At 59.7% G+C, this 11,321-nt stretch carries 7 protein-coding genes and 1 pseudogene; 5 read left to right on the top strand and 3 right to left on the bottom strand.

The window, feature by feature from the left end; translation table 11 throughout:
• Together istA and IVB42_RS12955 are read right to left on the bottom strand one after the other, a co-directional pair.
• Positions 1-738: IS21 family transposase (istA, locus tag IVB42_RS12960; RefSeq protein WP_247470319.1), on the bottom strand; the 738-nt coding region annotated here is incomplete at its 3' end.
• Between the two features lie 297 nt (positions 739-1,035).
• Positions 1,036-1,278 carry a Dabb family protein gene (locus IVB42_RS12955; protein ID WP_247367997.1) on the bottom strand — a complete coding sequence of 81 codons (243 nt, stop codon included), beginning with the start codon at positions 1,276-1,278 and terminating at the stop codon, positions 1,036-1,038.
• Between the two features lie 2,452 nt (positions 1,279-3,730).
• Between IVB42_RS12955 and panB the strand changes: the two genes are divergently transcribed.
• The 5 genes and pseudogenes from panB to IVB42_RS12930 form a co-directional block, all read left to right on the top strand.
• Positions 3,731-4,603, top strand: a complete 873-nt coding sequence (gene panB / locus IVB42_RS12950; RefSeq protein ID WP_018458909.1) for a 3-methyl-2-oxobutanoate hydroxymethyltransferase — start codon at positions 3,731-3,733, stop codon at positions 4,601-4,603.
• A gap of 14 nt (positions 4,604-4,617) precedes the next feature.
• On the top strand, positions 4,618-5,469 hold the full coding sequence (panC, locus tag IVB42_RS12945; RefSeq protein WP_247367979.1) for a pantoate--beta-alanine ligase: 852 nt from the start codon (positions 4,618-4,620) through the stop codon (positions 5,467-5,469).
• A gap of 136 nt (positions 5,470-5,605) precedes the next feature.
• Positions 5,606-5,959, top strand: coding sequence for a hypothetical protein (locus IVB42_RS12940; RefSeq protein ID WP_247367982.1), 354 nt, complete (start codon positions 5,606-5,608; stop codon positions 5,957-5,959).
• Positions 5,960-6,766: 807 nt separating this feature from the next.
• Complete coding sequence (locus IVB42_RS12935; protein WP_247367985.1) at positions 6,767-7,903, top strand: MFS transporter; 1,137 nt, start codon at positions 6,767-6,769, stop codon at positions 7,901-7,903.
• 1,374 nt (positions 7,904-9,277) lie between these two features.
• Positions 9,278-9,385: pseudogene (locus IVB42_RS12930) on the top strand (transposase domain-containing protein); the annotation flags it as partial.
• Between the two features lie 318 nt (positions 9,386-9,703).
• On the opposite strand, the gene IVB42_RS12920 reads toward IVB42_RS12930, so the two are convergent.
• A complete protein-coding gene (locus IVB42_RS12920) occupies positions 9,704-10,696 on the bottom strand; it encodes a Ulp1 family isopeptidase (protein WP_247470318.1) in 993 nt (330 codons plus the stop codon).
• Between the last annotated feature and the right edge of the window lie 625 nt (positions 10,697-11,321).

The following is an 11,321-nucleotide window of genomic DNA, read 5'->3' as shown; positions in this document are numbered from 1 at the left end:
GCGCGGCCGCGCCGGCAAGATGGCGGTGCCGTAATGCGCCGCCATCTCCGCGTAGGTACGATTGATCTGCGGGTCGTACAGGCTCGCCTTAATGACCGCAACCTTGGTGTTGTCGGGCACCAGCAGCGCCGGTATGCCGCCGATCGCCGCGAAGGCGCCAACATGGGCGCTGATCCAGTCGGCGAGCCCCTGCGTCCACGTCGCCTGCGCGTAGGTGAAGCTCGATGCGCCGAGCACGGCGACGAAGATCTGAGCCGTTCTGCGCTCACCGGTAAGGCGGTCGACCACCACCGGCACGCCATCGCCGGCATAGTCGACGAACAACTTGTCGCCGGCCGCATGGGCCTGGCGCATCGTCACCGACAGACGGCCTTCCCAGGCGCGGTAGAGCTCACCGAAGCGCGAGTACCGGTATCCGCCAGGCTCCGCGGCGATATATTCCTCCCACAGGATCGACAGCGTCACGTGCTTGCGTTTGAGCTCGCGGTGCACGCTCGCCCAGTCGGGCTCGGCGATGCGGCGGTGACCCTGACGGTTGCCATTGCCGGTCTTCGCGAACAGGCGAAGTTCCAGAACCGTGTCGGTGACGTCGTCTGGCAACGGCCAGCTCAAGCCCGCGGCCTCGAACCGCCGGAGCGCCAGGCGCACCGTCGAGGGCGCCGCGCCCACCCGTCGCGCAATCTCGCGGCTCGGCAGCCCGGCCGCCTTCATTCTGATCACATCGCGCACACGGCGCATCGCAAGCCTCTCCGTCGGCATCCAGGGTCCCCTTCGCAAAGCGAAAGAGTTGACCCTATGGGAGCCAGAAGAGGCCTCGTCACCCGGGCGACATCATCCCGGAATGGTGGGCGACATCATCTCGGAACGGGTGGGCGACTTCAAATCGGAATGGTGGGCGAGATCATCTCGGAATCCTGGGCGACATCGATCGGAATCCGCAGTCTGTCGCTCAGCGATACATGGCCGATTGTAATCCCGTCCGGCGAAGGCGTGCCTCGTGGGCACCCAAAAACCCCTACGTGCCTGCCAGGTTAATTACGCCCGCGGGTAGGGCCTGCCAAATGGCTCCGCATCTGTTGACATGCTGTAATCGGCCGCGAGACGTAGCTCTCGGAGCGGTCTTACCTGCCGGATCGACTCCTGGTAAAGCTCGTGCGCTTTATAGGCTACCAGTTCGACATCGTCGTCGAATTCACCGTAGACGATCACGTCAATTTCGTTGCCAGGCCGGTCACTCTTGCGGTTGCGAGCGACCTCAAGCCGGCGTGCGTGCGGGATTTTGGCGAGTACGGAAAGGCCGTCGACTATTTTGTCGACATGCGCCTAATCTTTTGCGGTGAAGAATACGATGTGTCGAATCATAGATGACCGTCGGTGATCGCGAACATTCCGGTTTGACTTCGCCCAAAGCGACAGATGCCTCATCGCAAAGTCTGCAAGCCTCGGGCAGCCGTTCAGATGCCACTGCACGGCAGGCGCCCTGCACCATTGCGGTGGCGGGTGTTTAGCTTGCTGTTCTTCCTCCGCTATTACGCAAGGTAGACAATCTCTGAGACGAAATTCTGCATCGAAGTAAGGAACCGCCTGATCATAGTCGCTAGGACAAGTTCAGCAGATGCTTCCGTCGACGGTCATTAGCTTCGCGCGGATCTCGTGCATGAAACGGTCTCACTTGCAGGATCGGCGCATAAGAACTGCAGCAAAATGCGCTCCTTCGTTGAATACAGGCTGGGTCACAAAACAGAAGGGGGAAGGCCGCCGCCAGCCCCTGAAGCGATGACATCGACGCGTGACTTCAAGGTTGATTCCGCTCTTCGGCTGATCACCGCAGAGAGATGATCGTGAAACGACTTTCAATCGCGGAACGTGGCGATAGTCTTAGCCATACATGTCGCCTGGGAGGAGCTTATCGTTTCGGCGCTGCTCGTCGCGAAGTAACGAAGAAGGGTAGTACCTGGTGCACACGCTTGCCTGGAGGCGCTTCCAACGCGCAGCTGCATCGCGCCGGAAGGCTGCGCTGCCTTCCGGAAAGTCGCTGAAATGCTGCTCCGCCTTCGCCAAGTTTTGGGAAAAAATGGCCGCCCGAGGTGCCGCGGTTCTGATCGAGCACTCCTAGACGGCCTTCACTTGGACCGCGTTGCTTGCATGCGCGTGAGAGCCCAACGCGCTGGTACATCGGTGGATGCGATTGCCCAGGGAAGCGCGGCTGCCATTTGCTTGACATCAATACAAGTAATTCGATGGTCTATCCTTAGGCAAAGCCTAGCGGAGGCAAGACATGCGCAATCTGCTGTTTGTCGCTGCTAGCACTTCCCATGCCACTTGGCTTTGTCTCGCCTTCGGGCGTACGTCCTGCGACCGCTTGGCAGGACGCTCTTGTCTGCAAGGACGTATCCGGGGGATCCTGGCAATTGCCAGTTCTCGTTCGGGGACGGACGCCTATTGCGGTATCGACCCGACATACGCATTGGCGCGGCGGGTAGAACGATCGCGCTGACAACCAGTACAAGACGCCACGAAAAGACGCACCAAGGGAATGCGGGGTGTTGTTGACGAAATCGTGTCTTCGACGAATAGTAATGGCCTTTGAACGTGTGCAGCAGAAGCTGCTGACCTCGCAATGGCGGCCGCCGCTTAGATTGCGACCGCACTACTGCGCCTTAACCCCGCTTAGCCCTTTTTGCATCGCATGACTTGGCTGGCCGTGTCAAACTGTCGAGTCTTCGATGGCCTGACGCTTGGGTTGCCACGGCTGCTACGAATTGAGCAGCAAGCCGACGGCAAGCGCACCGGCGCCTCAGGTCAGCGACGCCTCTAAGCGGCTCGCCTGACAAGTCTGTACGGTCGGGTTATCCACACGCCATCGAATTAGCGGCGGCAGACGCGCGTCTTCACGATCTGCTGCGCTGGAAAGCACTCGCTTGCATTTGACGAAGGCGCGGCGGTCACTCCGAGCTCGTTTGAAGGATTTCACCGCGGAATACGCGCAACGCAATTTTCGGCCGACAGGCAGGGGTTCATCGAACTAATCGATCGCGATATGCCGCTACAACAGAGGTGAGCGCGAGGCCTGTTTCGGGAGCTGGAAAGTGCCAAGTATCCCGGGGAAGGGATTGGAGCAGGGCATGGTACGCAATTTCTATCAGCTCTGTATGGGGAAGTAAGTATGCCGGAGCGTTGATGCAGCGCAGCAGGTGTGAGCGGCAACAAATCCTCGGGCTGCAGTTGAACTTGATGAGGCTCGGAAAAGAACTCGCTCCGGTAGAGTATTGCCTCCCTGGGCAGAGCCAGCCAGTCCGACATGCAAGAGATGCGGTTAAGACAACGCCGCAGGCAAATTGCCAGAATGATCGCATCGGCGCGCCCTGAGACCCAGCGTGACGCAACGCGCTTCCAAATGACAATTTGAATCTGGTGAGTTCTTGCTTGATGGTCGCGCGACCATTGGAGTTTTTATGCACGCGCCTACTACTTTGGAGGCGTATGTTTCCCTTTCATGGTTGACAGTTTTCACTCGTCCGCCATAGAAAAAGGGTGGTCCCCCGGGATGCGCGCAATACTCAACTGCTTCGGTCGCAAGAATCGGATTACCGTTCGCCTAGCATATTCGGAGACGCGGGGACTTCGGGAGGGCGGTGGCTTCAAAATCGTAGGCGAGACAGGTGAGATTAAATTGTATCGCTTAGAGCTGCGAAATCGACCTGAGGCCATCTGACGGAACGGATCGAAAATGAGCCACGCTTCGGAAGTATCAGTTGAGCGGATCACGATTCCAATCCTGCAGCGGTGGAAGCAGGAGCGGCGGCGTGTCGCCATGACCACCGCCTACGATGCGGTTACTGCAGGCATCGCTGACCCCATCGTCGACATCATTCTTGTCGGCGACAGTGTTGGCAATGTCTGCCTCGGATTCGACAACACGTTGCCTGTCAGCGTGGCGATGATGAATCATCATCTCGAGGCTGTTGCGCGCACAAGGCCCCGTGCCCTGCTCGTGGCCGATATGCCGTTTCTTAGCTTTCACCTCAGTCCGGAGGAGACGATACGTAACGCCGGAGGATTCCTGCAGCGAGGTGCAGATGCAGTGAAACTCGAGGGCGGGGCCAAGCGCGTGGAAATGGTGCGCGCCCTGGTCGATTGCGAAATTCCCGTCATGGGCCATCTCGGCCTCACCCCGCAGAGCGTCAATATCATGGGCGGATTCAAGGTGCAGGGCCGGAAAGCCGATGACGCTTTGCGGCTGCTTGATGACGCTCACCGTCTGCAGGAGGCCGGATGCTTCGCGTTGGTGCTTGAAGGCATTCCGGCCGAGCTCGCCCAGCGAGCGACCGAATCGCTGTCGATACCAACTATTGGAATAGGCGCGGGTCCCGGGTGCTCGGGCCAAGTGCTCGTATTCCATGACGTGCTGGGGCTGACCGAAGGTCGTCGGGCCAAATTCGTTCGCGCCTATGCAGATGGTTTTCAGCTGTTGCAGGAGGCGCTGTCGCGCTGGGCTACCGATGTCCGCAGTGGAGCGTTCCCGGCGCCGCAAGAGTCCTATCGGCTTCCTGAAAGCCTGGGTGACATCATCGCAAACTGGGCTCCTCCTAAGACAACCTGATGTAAGGTGCTACGATGCAGACGATTACGACGGTCGCTGAGCTTCGTCGTGAACTGGCGAAGGCTTGCAGCGCGGGCAAACGCGTCGGGCTAGTGCCGACAATGGGCTATTTGCACGAGGGCCATCTGGCCCTGGTCAAGGCGAGCCGAGCGCAATGCGACGTCACCGTCGTTAGCATCTTCGTCAATCCGACGCAGTTCGGAGCAAACGAGGATCTCAGCAGCTATCCTCGCGATTTCCTGCGCGATGAAAAATTGTGCCGCGATGCCGGTGTTGCGATTGTCTTCGCGCCGGGTGCACGGGAAGTCTATCCGGCTCAATTCGAGACCTTCGTCGAACCGGGCGAATTGGCGAAGCCACTATGCGGGGCTTTTAGGCCTGGGCATTTTCGCGGCGTCGCAACCGTGGTATGCAAGCTGTTCAACATGGTGCGTCCGGACGTCGTGTTTTTCGGGCAAAAGGATTTTCAGCAATGCGCGGTCGTGCGTCGCATGGCAACTGATCTCAATCTTCCGATCGAGATCGTCACCGTGCCAACCGTTCGGGAACCGGACGGGCTCGCGATGAGCAGTCGCAATCGCAATCTGAGCGAGGAAGAACGTCGGCGAGCCGTTGCCATCAGTCGTGGGCTGTTCGCCGCGGCGGATGAGTTCCGCTCAGGAGTGCGCGAGGTGGATAAGCTGATTGCGATCGCGGAGCGGCATCTTGAGACCGTTGATCGGCTGCAATACCTTGAACTTGTCGATGGTGATACGCTCAAGCGCGCCGCGAGTCCGCTGCGGCTTCCGGCGGCGCTCTGTGCCGCAGCCTACGTCGGTTCGACCCGGCTGATCGACAACGTACTGCTCGCGTTGCCAACTCTGTAGCGCAATTCAGAACCAAATCGACAAACTGTGTTCTTCTTATCTGTTTCGGCGGTCTCGTCGGTGTAACCCTGGAAGTTCCGACGCGGCCGCCCCTCGCGCTTCGCCGCGGCAAGATTTCTAGCCGGGGTAGATCGAAGTGGTCGAAACTAATGCGCACGTAGCCCGCGTCGACCGGGGCTTCCGTAATCAATTCCGACTGAAGATGACGCGCGACTGTCTGGGGCAGCGCGCATTCGCCGATCTTGCACTGATCCTTCTTGAAGGAGAGAATATGCGCGTAACGAAACACCGACACGCGATCCGGACGGAGTTCGATGCATTTGGCGCACCGGATCTAGCACTACAGTTGCAATTTTCGGGTGGTTCTGAATCTATGGGCCACCATCATTCGGGATTTGATGATTGGTGGAGCGTCGGTCGAAGATGCGCGACGCTGTGGGCTTCTTTGTTGCGGCAGACCGAGCAACGGATTCGTCCGCTGTTTACGTAGGAGCGGGTCGCGATCTCGGCGGGGCAGCTTTCTCGATGGAATGTTGGGCAACGAGCGCATCCCTCCCGCACACGGACAAGAATCAATGCCGGTCCATGTGCACAGCCAATTCGATGAAGAAGTCGTCAATGGCGAGCCGTGACGGGGGGCGTTGACAAAGACGATGGGTCTAGCAGGCACACAAGCCTCTGCGTACCTTCGATGATCAACTGTTTATGTCGGCGTCTACATCGCGATGTCGGTTGCCACAAGCTCAGGCTACGCAAGCCCAGAGTAACAGGGTTGCAAACCAATCGCCTCGCATTGAGGCCCATTGCGATCGGCGGACAATTTCATCTCGTCGTCAGCTTTGCGACTGAGCCATATTGATTTGTCGCGGATATGACTACGGAAGGCGAGGCCGCGTTGGCGCGCTGAAGGGCGTCACGGAATCGCAATACGCGGTCTCGAGGCGCACTCGGGTGCTTCGTGCTCCTTCAGTGCGCGACCGCGCTCATCAATCAGCAAGTATCAAGCTTGTTGAGAGCCCCCGACGCTCCATGCCTAGCCGGCACAGTTGCCCGATCGTATCGAGTCGTCACGTGCGTTTTCGCGGTGGCATCGTATTTGCAATCAAAGATGTTGTCGCGGATCGAACTAGAACAGTGACGATCGACGCGATCCGATATCACGCGCTGAACCGTCCGGCATGGCGGATTGCGCCAACAAACGATGTCCTCTCGACCGCCGAACCTGCGCACTCTCTGTCGCTCGGGAGTCCGTCGTTGGTACAGCGCCCGCAGGTCGTCTATCAATAGGGTCCCTGTCATGGCGTCTGCTGGTCAACCATCCTCTCGGTTAGCAACGCGTCTTGCATTCTTCGTTCCCGGCGTTGGCTTCGGGGCCTGGGCCCCGCTCGTACCATTTGCGAAAGACCGGCTGGCGGCCGATGACGGCGTGCTTGGCCTACTACTGCTCTGCCTGGGTGCTGGATCCATCATCGCGATGCTTCTGACCAGTGTTTTGAGCGCCCGCTACGGCGTCAGGCTGATCATTCTTGTGGGTGGGCTTAGTCTCGCGATCGTCCTGCCGTGCCTCACGACAGCTAGCAAGTTGGCGCTCGGCGTCGCGCTTTTCGCCTTAGGCGCCTCGATAGGCTCGATTAGCGTGGCCGCGAACATTCATGCGATGGAGGTGGAGCGCACGGCGGAGTGCCCGCTGATGTCCAGCTTCCACGCTCAATTCAGCATCGGGGGACTTGTGGGGTCTGCAGCCATGACCGCTTTTCTCTCGCTGCAGATTGACGCATTTGTTTCGGCTGTGGTCTGCTCGGGATTGATAGTGATCGCGATCATGCTGGCGTGGCCGCGATTGGTACCAACGGCGCAGGCGGACCAGGGACCGTCGTTCGTTCTGCCGCGTTCCATCGTGCTCCTTCTAGCCGTGATTGCGGCGATCGCCTTCCTTATCGAAGGCGCGATGCTCGATTGGGCTGCCTTGTTGGTCGTCGGCGCTGGTCTTGCTCCAAAGACGCAGGGCGGCTTAGCGTATGTACTGTTCTCCATAGCCATGACGGTGGGACGCCTTGCTGGCGACGCCGTCGTCGAACGGGCGGGGGACCGCGCGACACTTATGTTCGGAAGTCTACTGGCCTTGGCAGGTTTCGGAGCTCTGCTGGCGGCACCGGCGGCCGTCATCGCCATGATCGGCTTGCTGCTCATTGGTCTTGGCCTATCGAATGTCGCCCCGATTCTGTTCCGGCGCGCCGGCACGCAGGAGGCGATGCCCGTTGGTCCGGCGATTGCCGCGATCATGACGGTGGGTTATGCCGGAATTCTCATTGGGCCAGCTGGTATCGGCTTACTGGCCAAGTACGTGGGACTGCCGGCCGCATTTGGGGTCCTAGCCGGGCTCATGTGCCTCGTCGTGCTCTTGGCGCCGATCGCGACGGCGAACACACGGTGAATGCGTTTGAAACGTGAAAGAGCGGCACCCGCGCGCAAGAGAAGCTCCGATCGTGTCTTGTCTCTGATCGAGACGGCAATGAGGTGGCTAGCTGATATCTGCCTGGCGCCGATGATCGGCTACTTTTTGCTGGTCCCAAAGCGGTGCGCTTCTCCGGTAGTGCTTCAGGCCCGGCGATTGGTGGTCCGCGTTCTTACAGAGATCTGCCTTCATGCCTACGATAGGTCGCTTGATGCGCTTGCTGTTCGCCCAATCGTTTCATCCCAGGCTTCTATGCCTATGTGAATCCGCGCTTTCGGCTGTTCGCAAGCTCGAGCGTTCAACCCAATTGCCCAAAGCGGACGTTCGCCGAGCAGGCGTTGATACCTCACGGACTTCGAAATACCGGTATCTGGTATCTCGCAGCCCCTGGACAGGTTTGTGCGGTGGCCTTAATCAATCGAATTCTGCAAGCCCGGTCGATTTGATCATTCTTTCTCGGGACTATCCCGACGTTCGAAGCCGAGACAACCTCGCCAGTGCGGGCGGTGCTCGATAGGGTCGACGAGAGTGAGAAGGACCACGAGATCGGCCTTCGTACGGATCTCGCATGGAAGAGTCTCGAAGTCGGCACCAGAAGAGAAAGCTGGATTGACGCGTACACGACGTGAAGATATTGCAGTTTTTGGTCGGCACGCTTTCTCATGGGCATGGTTGGGTCACTTCGTTCCCTTAGGATGGTGCCACGCTTATCGCAAACCCTGCAGATGAACCGCTCCTTACAACGCGCACGTGTGTCTCTCGCGCCATAATGTTGCTCCGAACGGAGCAAGCCGCGTACCAACTCTTAAAACCAAAGGGTGCAGGCGTGGCCCCTTCTCGGCGCTTTTCCTTGAGCTTGAACGACGGCTGAAAGAAGTTGACGTAGAGTTGCCGCCGAATAGTGACGGCCCATCACGTGCGCCGTGTCGAGGGCAACGAAACGGCCGTAGCCCATCAAGCGACGCACAACGCACCATTCTTCTGCTCGACGAAGGCCTGACCGTTCTTGTTGTAGGCACGCGAGCGCGTCACCCCGAGCTTCGGTTGGCGCACCGCGGCGCGAAGACCTCGTTCATGAACCTGCTGTCGTTGTCGAAGTCCACACCGCGTAGAAGCCAGCGGAACCGGCTCTGTGCGTGTTTCATAGCCTCGACAACCAGCGAGCCATCCCGCCTCACCAACGGCAGGCACTCCGTCCAGCCCGTCGCGAATCGGCCATCGTCATGGTCTGGATGAACGATCCCGCCACCGACGTGCCGCCAGGGGCGGCCATGTCGACCTCGCAGAAGCCCGGCCGCGGGCTGTCCAATTAAACGTCCGGTTCGGAACTTCCCGCCGGATGACGCTCATCATACGGCGCGTCTCAACAACATCGATGCGAAAGCGTGGCTCGCCGACGCCTTCGCGCGCATCGCGGACATGCCACAGAGCTGCCTACACCAGTTGCTGCCGTGGAATTAGACGTCGCTCACGTCGACGTCCTCCGCTCAGCGCACGTCAACAGAGTCAATTTCGTCTTCACCATTGGTCGCGTGGCAAAGGACCTCGGCGAGGACGAGGACTGGCTCTGGGATGTGGCCAACGGAGTGGACCCGGTGGGCGGCGTCATCTCGGTTTACAGCATAGGTAACGACGGCTCATGGCGTTCACCGACTCGGCTAACCTGATGGAGCTCATCAGGATGCACAGAGGAACCGAACCCCTCAGGCGTACTGTCCCCGGCTTATCTCGGACGGATACAGTTCAACCAGCTGCACGCGCTATTCAGTTGAAGCCACTTCACCCACTTAGCCGGTTTCGCAGTGCCTGCCGATCGACGACGAGGTAGAGGAGGCTCAGATCTGCGTGCCGTCTTCCCGCGAGCCGTCTGACCAGCGCCCGGGTACCGTCGACCACAAACACTCCGCAATCATAGCCGTTCCCCTGCTGGCGCATGGGGGCATCTCGCAAATCGGCTCCCACCCGCGCTGCGAGCTTTGCTGCAGGTGTGGCATTGTATGCCTTGGCGGAGTCGTAGTATGCCTTGGCGGAGTCGTAATGATAGGCGACCGGCCTGTCGCGATCGCGGCGATCTACCAGCAGCAACGACCAATGGGAGCCGCGGGCATGAAGGTTCGTAGCGCTCGCATCACTCACCGGCAAGAACAGGAAGTCGGCCGTATCGTTGCCATTCCGATCGTTGACAATGCGATGGAATGCGTCCAGGGCGTCGCCGTCCGTACCATGGCCCACCTGAAAGGCGATGAGAGGATCGACGAACCGGGTCCGGGCGGCGAGGTTTGGATTGCTTTGCCGCAACTCCTGCGACAGGAGCTCGTAGTCCCGCTGGATATGCTGATCACCCAGCCATTCCGAGGCTCCGAGCACCCGTCCGCTGCGGTCGCTGGCAGAGGCACTCGCCCTCGAAGCGCCGATCCGGGCATCAGGAACCGAGGATGGGCCAGGGTGATGGATCAGCTGGGCGTCGCGGCGTCCTCGCGGCCCCAACGCAATGGAGTAGGTCTCACCGTTGATAGAGACCGGCTGGGGAGCCATTCGCGAACTCGGCAACAGCATTCTATTGTCCAGTACATCGAGCAGGAAGTCCGGCACCGGCTGTGAGCCATGCTGCCAATCCTCGCCGACGAGATATCCGATATCCTCGAGCTCTTGCGGCGTGCCTGATGAACCGATGAAGAACGGCGGTCTGCCGGCAGGGCTGAGCACCGGCCTTGACTGGGCGTCGTCACGCATTTCCTGCGGTGTGGACGGCAGATCAGTGAAAGAAGCCAAACCGTGGTAGATGTCTGAGGACCGAGCTGGCGCGCCCTCTGGAGTTGGCCACTCGAAGTCGGACGGCACTCGTGGAGACCAGGTTAAGCTCGAGCCGGCCAGGTCCTGCCAACCCGGGCCAACCGGGCCTTGCGCTGCCGGCCACTCACTTGGATCAAAGTCGGACGGCACGTGCGGGGACCAGGTCGAGCTCGACCTGGCCGGTTCCTGCAAGCCAGCCTGCCCAAACGGATCTAGCAGCGGCGGCCACTCACTTTCGGACGGCGGCGTCGGCAAATCTCGCACCCAGGTTGAGGTTGAGTTCGAGCTAGCCCTCTGCTGAGGGAAGGTCACACCCAGCCCTCTGTTCGCCTCAACGAGTTGCAGATACTGCCTGAGCTTCCTGAGACTCAGGCCAAGTTTCCCTTTGGCTTCCGTGAAAGCCCGGTGGTCTGCCTCCAGCGAGCGCCGCTGCTCACTATTGCCGTTGATTCGGCTCGCGATGCTTTCCCTACCCTCTGTGCGGAGCCAATTACTGAAATTGCGTGAGCTATCGCCCAAAGTTGGTGACGGCGGGAATCGGAAAGGCGGCATATCGTGGGGGTGCTTGACGCCTCCACTTCTCCACCGAAGGAGCGATATGCCG

It is taken from the genome of Bradyrhizobium sp. 45 (genome assembly GCF_023073155.1).
GTDB lineage: Bacteria > Pseudomonadota > Alphaproteobacteria > Rhizobiales > Xanthobacteraceae > Bradyrhizobium > Bradyrhizobium canariense_D.
This window is presented reverse-complemented; position numbering and strand designations above follow the sequence as displayed.